Annotated in this window: 25 protein-coding genes; 11 read left to right on the top strand and 14 right to left on the bottom strand. The window is 43.7% G+C overall.

Annotated elements, in window-relative coordinates:
• Nucleotide 1: 1 nt before the first annotated feature.
• The 14 genes from VM640_RS01040 to VM640_RS00975 form a co-directional block, all read right to left on the bottom strand.
• Entirely contained in the window at nt 2-496 is a 495-nt protein-coding gene (locus VM640_RS01040) for a 4Fe-4S dicluster domain-containing protein (protein ID WP_325389022.1), read from the bottom strand.
• Between the two features lie 305 nt (nt 497-801).
• Complete coding sequence (locus VM640_RS01035; RefSeq protein ID WP_325389020.1) at nt 802-1020, bottom strand: hypothetical protein; 219 nt, start codon at nt 1018-1020, stop codon at nt 802-804.
• Nucleotides 1021-1040: 20 nt separating this feature from the next.
• Nucleotides 1041-3620, bottom strand: coding sequence for a heavy metal translocating P-type ATPase (locus VM640_RS01030; protein ID WP_325389018.1), 2580 nt, complete (start codon nt 3618-3620; stop codon nt 1041-1043).
• A gap of 51 nt (nt 3621-3671) precedes the next feature.
• The gene (locus VM640_RS01025) at nt 3672-4007 is read right to left on the bottom strand and encodes a metal-sensitive transcriptional regulator (RefSeq protein WP_325389017.1); all 336 of its coding nucleotides are present in this window, start codon (nt 4005-4007) and stop codon (nt 3672-3674) included.
• Between the two features lie 93 nt (nt 4008-4100).
• Complete coding sequence (locus VM640_RS01020) at nt 4101-4280, bottom strand: hypothetical protein (protein WP_325389015.1); 180 nt, start codon at nt 4278-4280, stop codon at nt 4101-4103.
• Between the two features lie 22 nt (nt 4281-4302).
• Nucleotides 4303-4518, bottom strand: a complete 216-nt coding sequence (locus tag VM640_RS01015; RefSeq protein WP_325389013.1) for a CopZ family metallochaperone — start codon at nt 4516-4518, stop codon at nt 4303-4305.
• 211 nt (nt 4519-4729) lie between these two features.
• Nucleotides 4730-5329 (bottom strand): class I SAM-dependent methyltransferase, encoded by a 600-nt coding sequence (locus VM640_RS01010; protein WP_325389011.1) that lies wholly within the window; start codon nt 5327-5329, stop codon nt 4730-4732.
• A gap of 62 nt (nt 5330-5391) precedes the next feature.
• Complete coding sequence (locus VM640_RS01005) at nt 5392-5883, bottom strand: hypothetical protein (protein WP_325389009.1); 492 nt, start codon at nt 5881-5883, stop codon at nt 5392-5394.
• Between the two features lie 113 nt (nt 5884-5996).
• Nucleotides 5997-6779, bottom strand: coding sequence for a prolipoprotein diacylglyceryl transferase (lgt, locus tag VM640_RS01000; RefSeq protein WP_325389007.1), 783 nt, complete (start codon nt 6777-6779; stop codon nt 5997-5999).
• Between the two features lie 277 nt (nt 6780-7056).
• The gene (locus VM640_RS00995) at nt 7057-8448 is read right to left on the bottom strand and encodes a 4Fe-4S binding protein (protein WP_325389005.1); all 1392 of its coding nucleotides are present in this window, start codon (nt 8446-8448) and stop codon (nt 7057-7059) included.
• Nucleotides 8449-8461: 13 nt separating this feature from the next.
• Nucleotides 8462-8824 carry a hypothetical protein gene (locus VM640_RS00990; protein WP_325389003.1) on the bottom strand — a complete coding sequence of 121 codons (363 nt, stop codon included), beginning with the start codon at nt 8822-8824 and terminating at the stop codon, nt 8462-8464.
• Nucleotides 8825-9140: 316 nt separating this feature from the next.
• Entirely contained in the window at nt 9141-9434 is a 294-nt protein-coding gene (locus VM640_RS00985) for an SHOCT domain-containing protein (RefSeq protein ID WP_325389001.1), read from the bottom strand.
• Entirely contained in the window at nt 9431-10246 is an 816-nt protein-coding gene (locus VM640_RS00980) for a PepSY domain-containing protein (protein ID WP_325388999.1), read from the bottom strand. The genes VM640_RS00985 and VM640_RS00980 overlap by 4 nt, the downstream gene beginning before the upstream one ends.
• Before the next feature lie 44 nt (nt 10247-10290).
• A complete protein-coding gene (locus tag VM640_RS00975; RefSeq protein WP_325388997.1) occupies nt 10291-10497 on the bottom strand; it encodes an SHOCT domain-containing protein in 207 nt (68 codons plus the stop codon).
• Nucleotides 10498-10807: 310 nt separating this feature from the next.
• On the opposite strand from VM640_RS00975, the gene VM640_RS00970 reads away from it, so the two are divergent.
• From VM640_RS00970 to VM640_RS00920, 11 genes are all read left to right on the top strand, one after another.
• Nucleotides 10808-11224 (top strand): BlaI/MecI/CopY family transcriptional regulator, encoded by a 417-nt coding sequence (locus tag VM640_RS00970; protein ID WP_325388995.1) that lies wholly within the window; start codon nt 10808-10810, stop codon nt 11222-11224.
• Between the two features lie 224 nt (nt 11225-11448).
• A complete protein-coding gene (locus VM640_RS00965; protein ID WP_325388993.1) occupies nt 11449-12450 on the top strand; it encodes a hypothetical protein in 1002 nt (333 codons plus the stop codon).
• The gene (locus tag VM640_RS00960; protein ID WP_325388991.1) at nt 12443-12910 is read left to right on the top strand and encodes a cytochrome c maturation protein CcmE; all 468 of its coding nucleotides are present in this window, start codon (nt 12443-12445) and stop codon (nt 12908-12910) included. The genes VM640_RS00965 and VM640_RS00960 overlap by 8 nt, the downstream gene beginning before the upstream one ends.
• 28 nt (nt 12911-12938) lie before the next feature.
• Entirely contained in the window at nt 12939-14960 is a 2022-nt protein-coding gene (locus VM640_RS00955) for a heme lyase CcmF/NrfE family subunit (RefSeq protein WP_325388989.1), read from the top strand.
• Nucleotides 14957-15433, top strand: coding sequence for a cytochrome c-type biogenesis protein (locus tag VM640_RS00950; protein ID WP_325388987.1), 477 nt, complete (start codon nt 14957-14959; stop codon nt 15431-15433). The genes VM640_RS00955 and VM640_RS00950 overlap by 4 nt, the downstream gene beginning before the upstream one ends.
• Nucleotides 15434-15448: 15 nt before the next feature.
• Nucleotides 15449-15868 (top strand): hypothetical protein, encoded by a 420-nt coding sequence (locus VM640_RS00945; RefSeq protein ID WP_325388985.1) that lies wholly within the window; start codon nt 15449-15451, stop codon nt 15866-15868.
• Between the two features lie 24 nt (nt 15869-15892).
• Nucleotides 15893-16924, top strand: coding sequence for a hypothetical protein (locus tag VM640_RS00940; protein WP_325388983.1), 1032 nt, complete (start codon nt 15893-15895; stop codon nt 16922-16924).
• Nucleotides 16921-17625 (top strand): heme ABC exporter ATP-binding protein CcmA, encoded by a 705-nt coding sequence (gene ccmA, locus VM640_RS00935; protein ID WP_325388981.1) that lies wholly within the window; start codon nt 16921-16923, stop codon nt 17623-17625. The genes VM640_RS00940 and ccmA overlap by 4 nt, the downstream gene beginning before the upstream one ends.
• Complete coding sequence (locus VM640_RS00930) at nt 17622-18296, top strand: heme exporter protein CcmB (RefSeq protein WP_325388979.1); 675 nt, start codon at nt 17622-17624, stop codon at nt 18294-18296. The genes ccmA and VM640_RS00930 overlap by 4 nt, the downstream gene beginning before the upstream one ends.
• Nucleotides 18297-18301: 5 nt before the next feature.
• Entirely contained in the window at nt 18302-18997 is a 696-nt protein-coding gene (locus VM640_RS00925; RefSeq protein ID WP_325388977.1) for a cytochrome c biogenesis protein, read from the top strand.
• A gap of 54 nt (nt 18998-19051) precedes the next feature.
• Nucleotides 19052-19207, top strand: coding sequence for a CcmD family protein (locus VM640_RS00920; RefSeq protein WP_325388975.1), 156 nt, complete (start codon nt 19052-19054; stop codon nt 19205-19207).
• Nucleotide 19208: the final 1 nt, after the last annotated feature.

The raw sequence follows: 19208 nt of genomic DNA, 5'->3' as shown, positions 1-19208 counted from the left end.
GTTACGCTTTCTTAGCATCTTTCGGAATAATGACCAGGTTTGGTTCGCTATATGACGGGGCATGGTAAGGGCAAGCATATAAACAGTATTTACAACCGACACATTTTTCCCTGTCCTGGATAACAATACCGTCTTTTTCGCGCTTTGTGTACGCCTTCACCGGGCAAACTTTCACGCAAGCCGGGTCTTCGCAATGATTACAACTCACGGATAAATTATGTTGCTCACCAATAATAAGCTTACGCCACTCAGTTCCCGCCTCCCATTTCCAGGTCGCTTTACAAGCTCGAACGCAGGCCCCGCATAAAATGCATTTTTCTTCATCATAACTAAAGCCAAGTTGTTTTTTTCCCGCTGAAGCAGTTTCATTTGTAGTTTTAGGACCAGCCAGAACTACTTTTGCTGGAACGATCCCTAGAGCCAGCGTACCTCCCATGAACAGACTGGCTTTTATGAGATTTCTTCGTGTTAATCGGATTTGTTTCACCTTGTCCATCAATGAACAACTCCTTCCAGCTTTCCTTCATTAACTCCTTCCAGTTATTTAAGTACTTAACACTTAAGAATAGTATACTAAGGACTTTTGAAATACTCTTGAAATAAATATGAAGATCCTATGAATACTCAAAGACTTCATAACATCAAAGAAATAGGACGCAAAAAAAATCAGAGGGCAGAAAACCCCTTATGAGTGTTTCTACCCCCTGGCTTTTACTCAAAGCTCGCTAATGTCCGCCTTCGCAATGAGCAACGGCCCGAAGCATCCATTGTTTTCTAAGCATCATTACACCTCCCTTCACATTACCCTACAACTCTTTTCTTCACTGCCGGAATGATGATCGGCATGGAGACAATCATACTTAGGACGAAAATCCAAATCATACCGCCAATTCTTGCAACAAGATTATAGCTCTCGCCGGTAACGAACGTTAAACCCAAGAATAGAAAAGTTATAACCAGTGATATTGCTGTATAAATTAGCGAAGCCTGTCTTGCCGCCTTTGTTTCCAATTCGTTCATGGCTAAAAACCTCCTCTCACTTAACGCGCCGACTGTGCCATGTGCACAGGCATTGTTTCGGATTTGTTCTTATCCTTTTTAAAGGAAGGCTGGAAGCGTTTCAAGAGCAGTGTGTTCATCGTAACCGAGAAAGAACTTAGGGCCATAAAGAAGGAAGCCAGTTCTGGGCTAACGAGTAAGCCTGTAACAGGATAAAGGATACCTGCCGCTAACGGAATTCCTGTGATGTTATAGACGAAAGCCCAGATAAGATTTTGCTTAATCTTACGCATGGTCGCCCGCCCGATTTCAATGGCTCCGACAACATCACGAATGTCATCTTTAATAAGGATGACATCTCCTGTTTCTTTAGCGACATCTGTTCCCGATCCAATAGCGATCCCCACTTCGGCTTGGGCTAAAGCAGGAGCATCATTAATCCCGTCTCCCACCATCGCTACTTTATACCCTTTTGCTTGTAGTTTTTTCACTTCTTCAGCCTTATCCTGGGGAAGAACTTCCGCAAGCACTGTTTTTATTCCCACTTGTCGGGCAATCGCTTCCGCTGTCCGGCGGTTGTCTCCGGTGATCATCGCCACCTCGACCCCCATATGATATAAACGTTCTACCGCTACTTTAGCATTTTCCTTCAAGGTATCCGCCACCGCAATTATACCGGCTGCCTGACCATCGATGGCCATGAGCATGGCCGTTTTACCTTCTTCTTCGAACTGTTCCATTTTCGCATTCAGGTTTCCGATAGCAATCTTTTCCTGTTTCATCAAGCGCCGATTCCCCAAAAGAATCTCTTGCCCCTGATAGCTCGCCCTTATGCCATAACCAGGGATGGCCTCGAAACGCTCGACATCATCAATGTTCAAACCTTTATCTTTGGCTCCACGTACAATCGCTTCCCCCAAAGGATGTTCAGATGGTTTTTCCGACATTGCTGCCAACCTGAGGATGTCATTATGAACAAAGCCTGGACTCACAAATACATCCGTAACCGAAGGTTCTCCTTTGGTGAGTGTCCCCGTTTTATCAAACACAACAGCATTAAGTTTACTGCTTGCTTCAACTGCATCGGCCCCCTTAAAGAGGATTCCATTTTCTGCGCCTTTACCTGTACCCGCCATGATTGCACTCGGCGTAGCTAGACCTAGCGCGCAAGGGCAGGAGATAATTAGCGTCGTGACTGACAACAGAAGAGCGAATCCAAAGACACCGACTTCAGCTAAGCTATAAGGGGAGAGAATAAACTGACTATCGGGTGAAAAGAAGGCATTATAGCCGAAAAAGAACCATATAAAGAAGACAATCAAAGCAAGAACGTGAACCCCGGCGATGAAATGACCGGCGACAAGATCAGCTAGTTTTTGAATGGGTGCTTTAGTTGCCTGGGCATCTTCTACCATCTTAATAATTTGTGCTAACGCTGTTTCACTGCCCACCTTGGTTGCTTTGAATTTAAAAGACCCTGTCTTGTTAATAGTCGCTCCAATTACCGAGGAACCGGCACGTTTTTCAACCGGTATACTTTCTCCGGTGATCATCGCTTCATCTACTGAGGAATATCCTTCGACAACTTCCCCGTCTACCGGTATGCTTTCCCCAGGACGCACAACCACGATATCTCCTATTTCCACCTCGTCGGTGGCGATATCCACTTCCTGACCGTTCCGGATCACGCGAGCTGTTCTCGCCTGTAAACTCATCAGTTTCCGGATTGCCTCAGAGGTTTTCCCGCGGGTAATCGCTTCAAGATAGCGACCTAAGACAATAAACGTGGTAAGCAAAGCAACCGATTCAAAAAATGTAGCTCCCCTACCCCCGAACCCGGCATCTGGCCAGAATGTATTAATCGTAGCAATGATATAGGCTGCTCCAATCCCTGTCGCATAGAGCAGATTCATATCTGTCGCACCCCGTTTGAGGCCGTTCCAGCTATGCTTGAAAAACTGCGCGCCCGGTATGAAGGCGATCGGTGTTGATATGGCCCATAGGACATAAGGGTTTCCTAAAAATTCAGGTACAAAATAGGGGAAGATCCACATATCTCGGAACATACCCACCATAACTATAACCGCCAGAGGCCAGGCAATCCACATGTTGCGGGTCTGATAACGCAGTTCTTTCTGGCGGGCTTCCTTTTCGCTGTCCAATGCGGCCTGACCGGATAGCTTTTCCGAAGCCTCATAGCCAAGAGCTTTGATCTCTTTTTTAATACGGCTTTTGTCGACCGCTCCCGGGTAAAACTTCACCTTGGTAGACTCAGCCGGTAGATTCACGACTACGGAAGTTACCCCCGGTAGACCTTTGACTCCCTTCTCGATTTTAGCAACGCACGCCGCACAACTCATACCACGAACCGTAAGCAAGACTTCTTCTTCCGGCACAACGTACCCAACATCTTGGATGGCCTTGACCATCTGAGGAACTCCAGCTTTATCCGGCATATAGGAAACGGATACTTTACCCGACATCAAATTAACATTGACTTTCTGAACCCCAGTGATACTTTTTAAAGTTTTTTCCACTTTCGCCACACAGGCTGCGCAAGTCATACCTTGCACAGGCAGACTAACCTGTTCGACATTTTCCTTTTCCATTTCTGAATTCATATCCTCACCTCCATGAGAAACTATTGCTAATTAACCTAAGTCTATTAGGCTCTACCTCATCATGCGGAATACTGTATGCAGAACTTCATCAACCACTTGGGTATCGCCGCTATCCAACCTCTCTTTAACGCATGATTTCATGTGCTTGGTCAAAAGTATTTTAGCAACCCCATCGAGAGCAGATTGAGCAGAAGAAATCTGATTTAAAACATCATCACAATAAACGTGCCGTTCTATCATTCCCTTCACACCCCGAATTTGGCCTTCGATCCGATTTAGACGATTGCTAAGCTCTTGTATCGTTTTTTCATCATGATGACTGCTCCGTTCCGATTCAGCATCTTCCGATAGTGGGAAGTTATCAGATTTTACTCCGAGTATTTCCATCTTTTTCCCTCCCTTTGCGCAATATAGGATAGGATCCTACCCTATATTGCGCTTAAAAAAAAACTTTACCTACTAAAGTTGCTTTCTTGAGAACTATTTAGGGTCGTGACCACTGTTATTACTGACACCTCGAAGATTTTCGTCCTGCAAATCCTTCCGTTGACCATGTTCTCGTTCTCCACCGCAACAACCCGCTCCCCCCGAACGGTGCATAACAAACATCATTGCAACGAAGAAAAGGATCCACCAGTTTTGACTGATAAACTCCCACATACCTAACCCTCCTCGATATAACTCATTCACCAACTACCCTATAGCCCGCTTCTTCCACCGCTCGGGCTAACTTTTCACGGTCGACAGACCCTTTGACAACTGCCTCCTTACGATCTAAATTGACTCGAGCCTCTGTTACTCCACTTACACCGATAAGTGCTTTTTCCACAGAAGCTTGGCAATGTCCACAGGTCATGCCCTCGATTTTAAGAACTGTCGTTTGAGAAACATCACACATTATTAATCCAACTCCTTTATTTTTACTTAACCTCTATTCTCAGTATACTAAGAACTTATGAATTCCCCTTGAAAGGATGATGAATAACCTATGAAAATACATAAAACTTTACACCACTATGAGAACACAAAAAGCAGGCGGCAAAAGTGCTTGGTTAAGCGTTTTCTACCCCTGACTTTTAGATTACTGATGACCTCCGTCGCAAGCTATTTTACGCCTCAGCCACAATTAACTTCATGATCTTAAAATAATGGTCTTCCACGTTTTTGATTTTGATCCCGGCAGTTCGAATATTCTCTACGGTTCTCCGGTTGATGTGGGGTCCCATATGCACAGTTAAGGGATCCAAAATATCCATAATCACCCCTAGAATAGGGTTATCGCTCCGAACATGTTCCAAAAGGATGACTTTAGAGTTTGGTTTACATACCCTCTTAATCTCTTGCAGTCCCTTGATAGGATCCGGTATAGAACAAAAGACACACGTTGCGATGACTGTATCGAAGGTATTGTCCGCAAACTTGATATTCTGGGCATCCATTTCCATAAGTTGAACAGGAACTTTGGCCTCCCTGACTCTTCCCTTAGCCTTTTCTAACATTCCCGGACTGAGGTCAATAGCGGTGACTTCACAACCCGGCAGATAGTAAGCAAGATTGCTTCCGGTTCCGACTCCTATCTCTAAGACTTTTCCTGAAGCCTGTCGAATTGCTTTGGTACGCAATTCCGGATTAATCATTCGATCCATCAAGTCGTAAAAGTGGGAGGTCCGGTTATAACGTTTTCGAGTCAATTCAGTTTCTTTATTCATAGTGCGTTTCTTGTTTAACTCCCTTCGGGTTTAGCAGCGCTCCCTTGACCCAAAGTAAGGTATTATTGCCAATTCACTGTGTTACGAGCACCAGAACCCATCATGCTACTACCTTGAGCACCAGAACCGTGCATCGCATTGATATTCACATTACTCATCATTTCATTCATTGAGTTGACCGTATCCTCGCCGAGTTGGGCTTTAATCTCGGGAGAATTCATAGCATCCTTCATTTTATTAGTATCTCCAGAATTCATTGCTTCTTGCATGGCAGTTGAATCATGCATGCTTTGCATGTTTTCAGCACTAATAGAATTACTACCATTAGGATCATTTGGGGTTGCTTGAGTATTTGGAGTATTTTGGTCTAACTTAGGATTGGCAGGGGTATCAGCTACAGTTTTGATGTTCTGGCTTGTAACAGTCACAGGCGGTACATTAACTTGGATCTCTGTTTTCGAGTCAGTACCAGCGAGAACTGGAACAGCCAAAATTCCAAGAGCTAAGACGACACCGCTAATGACTAACCCCGTTTTTTTGTTAATTTTCTTCATTGTTTTTCCTCCTTTAATTCACAATTATTTGAGATATATTTCCTTGATGATTTTAATTATAACAATCGAATTTGATGATATGATGAATCAGCGATGAATAACTCATGAAGTTTTTATTTAGCATTAGTTTGGGCAGAACGCAAGTGAAGAACCACCATGCAAATCAACGCAACACCAATGGCCGCAATGCTCCCCCACTGCCCTGAACTTAGATTGAGGAAGTAAGTGGTTACATCTCCACGTAAGAATTCCAAAGCAAATCTTCCCAAAGAATACAGAATAATATACGTGAGGAATAAAGTTCCTTTTGTCCATTTTCGCCAACGTGAAAGAATAAGAATGATAACAAAGACGATAATATCCCATTGTCCTTCCCAGACTTCGGCAGGCCATAACGGTTGATTCCCATAAACATCATAAGCAGGGGTTCCTGGTGGATAGACCAACCCAAATCCTGAATTCGTAGGGATTCCATAAGCATCGCCATTCAGAAAACAAGCAATTCTTCCAATTCCTTGTCCGAGAATTAAACCTGGAGCAGCTATATCTGCTAACCGCCAAAAATCAAGCTTCTTAAGGTGAGTATAGAACCAAGTGACAAGAACCGCTCCTACCAGAGACCCTTGGATTGCGAGTCCGCCGTGCCAGATTTTTAAGATTTCACCCGGATTTGCGGAATAATAACCCCATTCATAGAAAAATACCTGCCAAAGACGAGCTCCAATTATTGCTCCGATAATTGCGTATACCAAAACATCGAGTAAATGATCGCGGTACTCCTTTTCATCTGAGGCTAAAACATAAGAAACTGCAGCTCCAAGCGCGATGGCCAAGGCTAAAATCACTCCGTAGGAACGTAGAGAATAACCATTAATCGTAAATAGAATTTGTACCACATATACTCCCCTTTCTAAGACTATCAACTAGTAAGCCAAGCTTTATTTTATATTAGACTTTGGAATAACTCATAAAAAAGTTGTGAAGAACTTATGAAATTAACTTCTGGTTTCATAAAGTTAATATTTTATCTTAACGTGGGCTATTTCTTATTCTATCTGGAGGGTTTTAGGTTTAGAGAGTGATATTTAGAAAGTAATCTTATTTTGTTCAAGAATTTCACCTCATTTTTAAAAAACCGGCGACTAAATGTCACCGGTTTGAAGTAATCCTTAATTACATCCGCATTGCCATAGGAAGAGCAAACAGATAAATGTTAGCAGCTGCAAGAACCAGGCTCAAGATGGCAAAAGGCATTAAGCTTCCCATAGTCTTGCCTTCGGCTTCAAAGTTACTCTTCGAAATCTTATACGCTGTAAAAATAGATCCAAACGTACCAATTACGATAAGCGTATATTGCAGAATTTGAATCGTCGAAGTACTGACAATTGCAGTGGATTGTTCATGAATCTGCATGCCGAATAACCCCATAAAAGTAAAGATAACCGACTTTCCTTCTGCTAATAAGTGAAAGAGGTTGTGAGCAATATGCCCCGCTAAGTCTAAAGGAATTAAAGCATAACCAAAACGGGCGAAATTCTCAAATGTACTTCTCTGATTCGCTAATTTCGAGGCATAACTACTGGCAAATAGAGCGAGTACCGGGATACCCATTGCAATGATAAACGTAATCGTAAACGTGATAAAGTAATTCGTTGTACCTACGAAATTCTCCAGCTGAGTCAGGATGCTTTCCCATACTTGTAACATAGTAATGTTTTGGACAAAAACGATCCCCATAATGACAATCGCTAAGAAAGATTCTTCGAATTTAGGTTTTCTGATAAACCATAATCCTTTCGTTGGAACGCGAGGCGATAATTGAATAGAATCGTTAGGGCAGGCCTTAATACAGTTCGCGCAGAGATTACAACTGGCCATACTATCCATGGCCCGGGGAAATTCAAACATCGGGCATCCTGCTATTTTTCCATTCCCCTTATAGCAGGATTGAGTCGTGCATTTAGCACACTTCTCAGGTGTAGCATGTAGTTCAAGACTTCCGGAACGAGCATAGTTACCCGATAGACCGCCTAAGAAGCAAACATAACGGCACCAGGTTCGACGTTCAAAAAAAGCCCCACTCGCAATAACCCCGGTCGTAATCAGCAAGAGTAGAAATCCGGATCCCCTAGGATTTTCAACGACACCAAAGGTATGATCAGACCATGTAATTAGAATAAAAGTGATATCGATAATCCAGATTCCATACTTCTTCAGGAATTTTGGCACCGGGCGTTTATTCCCGACAAACTTTTGCACCCAATCACTTACGGTTCCGAAGGGACAAACAGCGCACCAGAAACGCCCTAGAAATAAGAAAGCAATAGGTATTATCGGCCACCACAGAACCCAGGTTCCGGCAGTTCCAAAGTTATCATGAGCAGCGCTCGGTCCCGCCATAAGTTCAAAGACGATTAGAGAAAAAACGATAAGAACGGGGATCTGAATAATTCCGGGATACCAACGACTTTTAAGAATTGATTTTAGAGCCTTGTTCTCCAGAAAATTCTTTTTTTGTGGCTCCGGACTTTGTGGACGATTATCTGGCATTTTAGCTAAAGACATTCACTTTTCTCCTCTACTCTAGTATCTCAAGCTTAGGTTTTCTTGTAAATTTCAGTACGCCTGCAGTTCCGATCACGAGAAGATTGACAGCCAAGAAGCTGCCAACAACTGTCCAGTTAACTCCTTCTGATCCACCATTTTCACCGTGTCCATCCGTACTTGGATTACTTTCCATACCCGGCATATTGGGGTCCATCCCTGGGGTAGCTTCATGCTGAGTATTTGGCGCTGTGCTTGCTGAAGCACCCATGTCCATGCCCTGCATATTGGGATCCATTCCATCTATAGACCCTGCTGCTAGCGTAATACTCGTTAAACTCATAACTAGGCTTAGGCTCAGCAGACTAACCATAACCCCTTTCTTTAACGTGCTCATAGATACCTCCTCAATTTAAATTGCACTCGTCCTTTTTAGACTGTCACATTGCTTATCTTAAACAAAAAATTAGACAATCTTATGAATAAGTTATGAATTTCTTATGAATGGGGATAAAGAAAACTTGGCTTGCGCCAAGCCTCTAGCGTAGGCGGAAGCCTTAGTTGCACTTATGCTATCTGCCCCCAGACTTATACTTTCTGTTAGTATAAAAAATAGAGAAAGAGATCAGAAGTGTTATTCTTCCGATCTCTTTCTCTGCTTAGATACATTAATTTTCAATAATTCGGGCTTAAGATTTCTAAAAAATACTCAGTTAATGCAATAAACTCTCTTTACGTCGGGTATATTCTTCAGTATCAATCTCTCCCTTTGCAAATCGTTCGTTCAGGATGTTAAGCGCATTGTCGCTATTTGAATAACCTACAGAGCTCTTGGAACTATGTCGGCTAACCAAACGCCAAACAATGACAATTACGGCGATCCAAAAAATAACTTGGAGCGCCATTCCGATTAAACCCATCCACCAGTAGTTTCCAGTCCCATAGTTACCATAATAACCTTGACCATATCCGCCCATCATGTTACCCCAGTTACCCCAACCCATCATTTCGTTGTACCTCCATTATTTATTGATTTAATAATCGGGCCATGCCAGCTCTCAAACCATACCTGACCCGTATAACCATTAATATCCAGTTCCGCATAGTCTTTGCCCTCTTTTAAAATCATGAATTCATAATAGCCGGGAGCCACTTCAGGTTGTTCAATAGAATAACCGATCCCCATTTGCTGATTCACGAAATCTTGGGCTGTCTTGGTAGCCTGTTCGGCGGTAACCGTGGGATTACCGGGATTACCGCTGTTTCCCCCGTTCATATGTCCATATTGGGTATTCCACATCACATTTGGACCCATCTCAGAGGAGATGTAACCCCCGTTTTTATAAATCAAGAACTCAAAAGCTTTATTGTCTGTTTTGGACTCATTAAGCTCAACTTCATAGGAATCATTAAATTCATGGATCTCGTCGATGCTTAAATCTTGATTAAGCACTTGAACATACGCTTTGGCAATAGCCAACGCCTGATCATCCGTGGTCACTTGGCCATTGGTCAGGTTTACCCCCAGACTGGCTGCATTATACCCTCCACCCATCATGCCATATCCGGAGCCATTGTTTGCTCCACCACAACCCCCACCGTAACCGCTATAGCCCGGTGCTCCATTCGAGCTACCAAGACTACCCATCATGCCGTACCCAGCTTGGGAGACATTTCCTTGATTCTGAGCAGTTCTTATAAAGCCTGGAGTTTGTCCAATAGCACTGGTGGATGTACCAGAATTAAATGCGTATGCGGTACCTGAAACAGCTAATACACCTACTAGTGAGAGCCCGAGAGCCCATTTCATCCTTTTCATAAGTGTGTTACTCCTTTCGTTATGAGTCTTGTTTCCTAGAAAGTTTACCGTTGCTCGAGTACGTTCTTCCGCTCCTTGAATTCCTGTTCATCAATTTCTCCACGGACATACCGTTGCCGAAGAATCTCTAACGAATCGCTAGAACTACTCGGCGCAGGCATAGTTTGTACTGACCGATAATCAATAGGCTGATCTTGCAACCGGAAAAAATATAGAGCGGCGATAATCAAGATAATTAGGAAAATAAGCATATCTCTTTGAATTCCTCCTTTAATACTTCCCCACTTTTTACTTTAAATTCATCAACTAACTACAATACAAGTATAAAACCCAATCTTGAAAAACTTATGAATAAGTCTTGAACTTTTCGTGAATATCCCCGGGGGTATGGGGGATTTGTAAATTATTTTCCTTTCTTTGATTGATAATAGAATTGGAGAGAGTTATAATGTAATTACTACATCATGTAGTACCATAGTATGTAGTATTACCGATCATCGTAGGCATGATAATAGATGATAATAGATAATAGTAGAAATTAAAGAAAAGAGGTGATTTTTCATGACTCCTTTTGGTTTTGACTTTAGAACCGGGAAACAAGGCTTGGAAAAGGTATTGGGACCGTTGGAAAGTGAAATCATGGACCTTATTTGGTCCAAAGGCAGGGTAACCGTACGAGAAATTCATAAAGCCTTGTTAGCTAATTCGGACAAGAGTATTGCTTACACGACAGTAATGACAACAATGACTCGCTTGGCCAAGAAAGATATTCTCAAAGCTTTTAAAGAGGGAAATGCTTATTCTTACGAAGCGGCCTACCCTAAAGAAGAATTTTTAAATACGGTCGTAGGCGAAGTGGTTGACGGATTAATTGACGATTTTTCCGAACCCGCTGTAGCACATTTCATCGAGAAGATAAAATCTGTCGATCCGATCAAACTAAAGCAACTTGAGGATCTCCTTCGTAATCAGAAATAAAGTAAACTCGGCCAGTACCCGACAGAACCATTGAATCTGCTTTTTTTAAGCATTTGCTCTGGTAGTAGTGATTTATTTTTCTTTTCATTTGTTAAAATTATACTTTTATGTTAGATAAATCTAAAACATATTTGCAAATAATCCAAGAATTTTTCTTATGTTAAAAAGTTAATTTCTTTACTAAGAAGTTCAAATGAAAATTACACAATAAGAGGTGAACACTCATGATTAATATGCTAACGAAAATCAAGTCACTTTTAATCATCCTCGTTCTTACCCTTCTCCTTCCTGTTGTTTCTCCTTCATCCGTTCTCGCAGAGACACCCGGACTTAAGGCAACAAGTTTCGATGTTTCCGTTAAACCGGAGTACGATGATCCAAGAACCCTGGTCATTTATGAAGGGAATTTCGTCAATTCAGGGACAGCGGTTATTAAAAAGGACACCCCCATTTCCTTTATCATTGTGAAGGACGCCGAAATCGGCATGGCGTGTGAGCTAAACGCTCAAGGTGGGCATGAGTGTCAACCCTATACGACAAAAGACCTTGCTGATAACAAGGTCGAACTCAGTTGGAAAATCACGAAGGATCTTCAGCCCAATCAAAAGTACCCCGTCTTCCTTGAATTTTATTACGACAACAAAGCTACGGCACCGAATAAAACGTTCGATTACACTTTCACTCCAACTTACAATTTGGATAGTTTGAAGCTCACCATAACTGCTCCGAAAACGGCTACAAACTTTACAATTTCTCCTTCTGCTTCAACGACTCAAACCGATCAGGAGCAGCTAAAAAACTACGTTTTCAACTACTCCAATAAAACACCCAACGATCCTGTGACGTTTAAGATAAGTTATACCAAAAACGATAACAAACCCTCATTTGATAAACCTCAAACCGGCAACGCCGACGCAACTGCCAGTAAAAAGAGTACAAGTTCCCTCAACAATCCGGCGCTTTTAATTGGCATGCTTGTCTTCGTCGGACTATTGGTTGTTTTGTTAGTGTACAGTTTGAAAAAATCGGGTAAACCTCCCGTACCCCCCAAAGGAACCTCGCATAAGAATCAATCAAGTCACAAAAACACAAATACAAACATCAATGCCAATAAAAATCAGGACAGCATCGCGGATAAGAAGAAAAAGATTCGCCAGATGCTTTTGGACGGCAAAATAAGTGAAGAAACCTACAAAGAATTGCTGCAGGATCTAAAAAATGAATAAAGGAAAAAATTTAAAAATTATATTGGGCATGAGCCTCATTGTCCTGGCCATTGTTTATCTTATTTTCTCCAGTATGCAAACGGCCACTGCAGCTTATTACATGACCGTAGAAGAGGCTTTGAACGGGAATATCGAACCAGATAAGTACTACCGCGTCGAAGGAAAAATTAATCTTGACGAAGTTAATTATGATACTACGAAGACACCCGTTGAGCTTAAATTCCAGATTTACGAAGAAAAAGACCCGAGCAAAAAAATCACCGTTATCTACAATGATATAAAACCTGACAATTTCGAAGAAGCGATATCTGCCGTCGTCCAAGGCAAATTCGATTCAAAGGGAATTTTACGAGCTGACTCGTTAAACCTTAAATGTCCCTCTAAATACGAACAAAAAAACTCCACTCAAGATGAAGGAGTCGTTACAAAATTCTTAAGATCGCTAGGACTTAAACGCTAATTAAATTGCAAAGAAGGAGCGCTTACGAATGGCTGAAGCTGGTTATTTTTCCCTAGTCCTCGCCCTCATGCTAAGCCTCTATGGCATCATCGTCTTTATCATCGCCGCCCGTCGGGATAATCCCATCTTCCTGGCGAGCGCCAAAGGGGCTTCCCTTGGAGTTGCTTTTTTCAGCTCAGTTGCAACATTCATCTTACTTTATTTTTTGATGACAGGGGATTATTCGATCAAATACGTATATGAGTATACGAGCAATGACCTCCCCTTATTTTATCGTTTCTCTGCCTGGTGGGCTGGTAATGCCGGTTCCCTACTTCTCTGGCTTTTCCTACTTACCTGGTATACCCTAATAGTCGCTTTCTCCAAAAAAGCACGCAACCTCACACCTTACGCCAGTGCAATCCTACTCTTCAACTCTGCCTTTTTCCTCTTTGTCTTAACTTTTGTCACCAATCCGTTTGAAAAAGTGGCGGGCTGGTTTCCAGGCGCCGTCATTCCTGATGGCGCCGGAATGAATCCCCTGCTGCAAAATCCAGGCATGGTCTTTCATCCGGTGACGACTTACTTGGGATATGTTGGTTTTGCTGTTCCCTTCGCTTATGCCATGACCGCCCTCCTGACCAAAACGGCCAATGATCAATGGATCAAGGTAACAAGACACTGGACTATTGTTGCTTGGCTGTTCTTAACCCTGGGTAACCTTTGGGGTGCCCAGTGGGCTTATACGGAATTGGGCTGGGGTGGATACTGGGGTTGGGATCCTGTCGAAAACGCCTCATTCATACCTTGGCTCACAGGCTCAGCCTTTCTGCACTCGGTCATGATTCAAGAACGAAAAAATATGCTTAAAACGTGGAATGTCGTCCTCATAACGGTTACTTACGTACTCACACTTTTTGGAACCTTCCTTGTGCGCAGCGGCGTTCTTACGTCTGTACATGCATTTGGGGACAGTGCTCTAGGTAAGTACTTCCTTATATTTACGCTGATCATGCTCTTCTTCGCTCTTGACCTCATCATCCTCCGACGGGATTTATTGGTGCAGGATGGAAGTTTTGAGTCTTTCCTCTCCAAAGAGAGCAGTTTCCTTATTAATAATCTAATTCTTGTCGGCCTCGCCGTCGCCGTCTTCTTTGGAACGATCTATCCCCTTGTTTCTGAAGCCGTCAGGGGTGTTAAGGTATCTGTTGGCGCCAGCTTTTTTAACCCTGTCGTTGCTCCGTTGGGCATCGCCCTTTTCTTGCTCATGGGTATATGTCCTTTGATCGCTTGGCGAAAGGCTTCGCTGAAGAACCTGATTGATAACTTCCGTTGGCCGCTCCTCACCGCTCTCCTTTGCGCTATATTCCTCTTTTTCTTCGGTGTTAGAAAGGGCTACGCTTTGGTGGGTTATGCTACAGCTACTTTCACCCTCAGCGCTATTATCCTGGAAATCCTCCGCGGCACCAAAATCCGGCACAAATTAACGGACGAAGGATATCCCAAGTCTTTCCTCGGTCTGATACTTAGAAATCGCCGAAGACATGGTGGATATATCATTCATATTGGGGTAATACTCATGCTCCTCGCCATCGTGGGCTCCCATACGGCCAACCAAGACCTCATCAAAACCCTAAAACCCGGAGAAAGTGTGGATATAGGGAACTACCATCTTACCTTTAACCAATTAGGGGAGAAATCGGTCGGTACCTCCCTTGATGCTGTATTTGCTGATATCTCAGTTTCGGATAAAGCGAAGGGTATAGATCTCGGTAATGTAGAATCGCAGAAAGTGTTCTATCCAACCAGTGATCAACCCATGACTGAGATTGGCCTCCGTTCGACCCTTAAAGAGGATCTCTACATCATCTTGTCCACTTGGGGACAAGATGGGTCAGCGACCTTCAAAATTCTTATCAATCCGCTCGTTAGTTGGCTTTGGATCGGAGGATACGTCGTGATCCTTGGTGCGATTTTTGCCCTTTGGCCCGGTCGCGGCAGCCAGACCGGTTCCAAGTACCTAAGCACCGTGAACCTACCCCAGCCCTTAGAAGGAGGCCGGGAACGATGAGGAAATTATTCCCCCTCCTGACCTTAGTCCTGCTGCTTCTTGCTCCCCAATCTCTCTCTGCTCAGGAAAGCTGGGGAACCCAACCCATCCCTACAGATGTTGAGTCAGGCGTTATCTGTGTCCTTGATGGCTGCATGATGAACCTCAATGCTTGCGAAACTCCGGCTGCCGAGAAACTGCGCCTCAACATCCGCGAAAAAATGTTTAAAGAAGGTCTTAACAAAGAACAGACCTATGCCTATCTTGCCCAAACGTATGGTGAAAAGGTCCTCGCTGCCCCTCCCAAAAGAGGCTTTAATTGGACAGTTTGGCTAACCCCCTTTGTGGTGACAATTGGCGGAGGAGCTTTAATCTATCTGGGTCTCGAAAAATGGGTCCTTTCCGCTAAGCCTAGTGAGGAAGAAACGAACCCCATACCCATTGAGCCTGAATACGAAAAGAAACTTGAGGAAGAAATTAAAAAGTACCTTTAAGGGAGGAGGATCGTCTTGAACATCTTTATCATGATCCTGATGACTCTGATTGCACTGTTCCTGGTAGGTTACCCCTTTATCCGGGGGAGTCGAACCACTAAACCTGCATTCTCCGGTCCAGATGAACCCAGCGTACCGGACCGAGAGATCATAATGAGTACTTTAGGAGAGATCGAATTTGATTATCATATGAATAAACTCTCCCAGGATGATTACCAGAACCTTAAAAATGTTTATTCTGGAGCAGCCATTTCCATTTTACAATCCGAAGAATTATTGATTCCTGCAAAGCAGGTAAGTCCTGACCTTGAAGCTGAAATAGAAGCCGAGATTGAAGCAGAATTACAAACGCTTAGTAACGAATGTTTATTTTGCCATGCGAAATTGAAACCGGGTCAGGAACATTGCCATAACTGCGGTGAACGACAATTTTGAATTGACAAGAAAGGCGGGCCAGCGATGGGCAGATTGCTCTTGAGTCTATTTTTGATTCTCTCCTTTACCTTCGCCCCGATTTCTGCTGTGAATGCCGCCGACAGCCAAGCCGGGGGAGCACAGCAAATCGAGCTTGTTCAAGATCATCTGGTTCTCTTTCCCCAAAACGGAGGCATCGGAATCCAAGAAATTCTCCAATTGAAAAACGCAGGGACAGAGCCTTTCAAAGGCAGCTCTCTTAAAGACTCTTCTGGTCAGGAAAAAAAAGGCTGGCTCTTTCCTCTGCCCAAGGGTTTTAGCGAAATCCAAATTGATGGATTGTCCAGTAATGAGTTTTCAATGGTAAGCGAAGGAGTCCAGATTTATAAATCTCTACCACCAGGCGAAACCCAAATGATTTTATTCTACAACCTCCCGTCCTCTTATCCTGTCTCTTTGACGAAAAATATCTCTTTTCCAACCCAGTCTTTCTTTTTGGTCTCACCTGATTCCTCCCCCATACAGTCAGACACCCTGAAAACCGAGGGTACGTTCCAAGCCAACGGGACGACCTATGTTCAAATGTCGAGCAAAAATGTTCAAGCCGGGAAAAGCATAAACTTTACTGTAGTTAAAGAGGCAAGTTCTCCAGTTCTGAAGGGAAATCGATTGGCTAATGGGTACAAGGTCACGGGTCACCCTGCTGCCCATCTCGCACTATTCACTTCCGAACCGCTGGTCTACACGAATCCCCATATTTGGGCTATCTATCTTATCCTCATGCTGGGTATGGCTGTTGCAGCCTCGATTCTCCTCTTCCGGCAAAAACAAAAGGAAAAAATGGTGGCGAATACAGCCTCAAATTCTGGAGTCGATCAAGAGGATCTTCTCTTCTTGAAACTTAAACATAAGCAAGATCGTCTCTTAGAACGCATCAAGGCCCTCGATGAAGATCATCAGTCCGGTAAAATTCCTACAGACGAATATGAAGAAGGTCGGAATAACTATAAAAAGCTTCTTGTCCAGGTCAAGCTTCAACTGCGTGAATTGACGAAAGGTAAGGAGGTCAATTCATGATCGTTGCTCAAGGCCTCACAAAACGCATCGGCTCTAAACAAATCCTGAAAGGAATCGATTTCGAGATCAGGCCTGGCGAGTTTGTCAGTTGTTTTGGGCCCAATGGGGCCGGCAAAAGCACCACTTTAAAGATTCTGGCTCTTCTCAGTAAACCGACGGACGGCGAATTATGGATCGACGGTCAGAAAGCGGATACCGCCAACCCCGTTTTGCGGCGTAAAATTGGTGTCATTTCTCACAATTCTCTTCTATATAATAATTTGACAGCGCGGGAAAACCTTCTTTTCTATGGGCAAATGTACGAGGTACCCCATTTGAATAACCGGGTCGCGGAACTGCTTGAGGATGTCGGCTTAGTTCACGTCGCTAACGACCTTGTTGGTACCTTTTCCCGCGGTATGCAACAGAGGCTTTCCATTGCCCGCTCGCTCATTCATGACCCGCCCATCCTGCTTATGGATGAGCCTTTTACCGGTCTAGACGAAATGGCTAAACATATCTTGAACAGCATCTTAGGTAAGCTCTCCGCTAGTAAACATACGGTTTTTCTCATCACCCACAACTTTGATCAAGGCCTTGAGCAAAGTGATCAAGCGCTTATCCTTGTCAGTGGCAAAATCGTTTTCCGCTGCCAACCTCAAAACATGACTCAGGAAGAATTTAGACAACACTACTTAGCTTCGCAGGGGGCTTTTAAATGAAGGTTGTTCATAAACTTTACATCCTGCTCTGGAAGGAATTAAAAACTGAGTCCCGGGCCAAAGAAGTCCTCACTTCCATGCTCGTTTTTTCCCTGCTCGTTGTGACCACGTTTGGGTTTGCCCTGGAATTACCGCGGGACGAAGTGGGCAAGATTCTGCCCGGTCTCATCTGGGTTACCTTGATCTTTGCCGGTCTTCTGGGACTTAATCGTTCCTTTGTGGCCGAGAAGCAAAATGATTGTCTTTTAGGATTAATGCTTTGTCCGATTGACCGTAGTCTCATCTACTTTGCCAAAACCATCACCAACCTAGTTCTCATGGGAATTGTCGAACTGGTCAGTGTCCCCCTCTTTTTTATCATGTTCAATTACCCCATGCCCCAAAAAACAGGCCTGTTTCTGCTTATCTTGGCCTTAGGTACCTATTGCTTTATCGCTGTGGGTACCTTTCTCTCAGCCTTAGCCGCTGGAACACGCACCAGTGAAATTTTACTCCCCGTTCTTCTCATTCCCTTAATCATACCGGTACTTCTTAGTGCTGTACTCGTCACGCAACATGCTCTCGGTTCGAGCATAGCTGGTGTGAGCTTATACCTTAAACTTCTCGCCACTTATGCGGTGATCTTTACTGTTTTACCCGCCCTTTTGTTTGACTATCTACTGGAGGTGTAGCCCATATGACTCAACCTAAGAATCGCCTGTCGGAAAAACTTCTGGCTTGGTTCACCTTTTTCTCTGTATGGATTGCTCTTTACCTTGCTCTGGTTTATGCGCCTACGGAAAAAACGATGGGTGATATTCAAAGAATTTTTTATTTTCATGTGGCTTCGGCTTGGTTAGGCATGTTTGCCTTTCTCGTCGTCTTTGTGGCAAGTATCCTCTACCTGGTCAAGAAAGAATTCAAATGGGATATCATGGCCCAAACTTCCGCTGAAATTGGGGTTATCTTTACTACCATTGTCTTAGTCACCGGTCCCTTATGGGCTCGGCCGATCTGGCAAACCTGGTGGAGTTGGGATCCCCGGCTCACGACGACGTTAATCATGTGGTTCCTGTATTTGGCTTATGGCCGCATCCGTAAAGCCATCCCCGAAGAAGAAAAGCGGGCTCGCTATTCGGCGATTTATGGTATTCTCGCCTTTACTGACGTACCTATCGTCTTTTTCGCGATCCGTTGGTGGCGAACCATGCATCCTGGCGCCTTAATCACAAGCAGTGGAGTTGGTTTAGCCCCGGACATGAAACCTGCATTTTTCCTAAGCTTGATTGCCTTTACCGTGCTTTATTTCTACCTGATGAATAAGAGTTATCGAGTTGAACGACTCAGAATAGAACTTAAAACCTTGCGTGAGCATTTCATTGGGGACCGCTAAAGAAAACTGACTTCAATTCATCGGATAAAAACCACAAAATGGAGGGGAATCATTTTGGATAGCTTATTCTATCTGTTTATAGCCTACACTTTCATTTGGATCCTCATCTTCTGGTATACCCGGCGCTTAGACAACCGCCTTAAAACAACTCAGGAAGAACTCACCTTATTGAAAAAGTCCCTTCAAGACCGCTTCCCTACTGGAGGTTGAC

The organism is Desulfitobacterium sp., from assembly GCF_035539115.1.
Taxonomy (GTDB): Bacteria; Bacillota; Desulfitobacteriia; order Desulfitobacteriales; family Desulfitobacteriaceae; genus Desulfitobacterium_A.
This window is presented reverse-complemented; position numbering and strand designations above follow the sequence as displayed.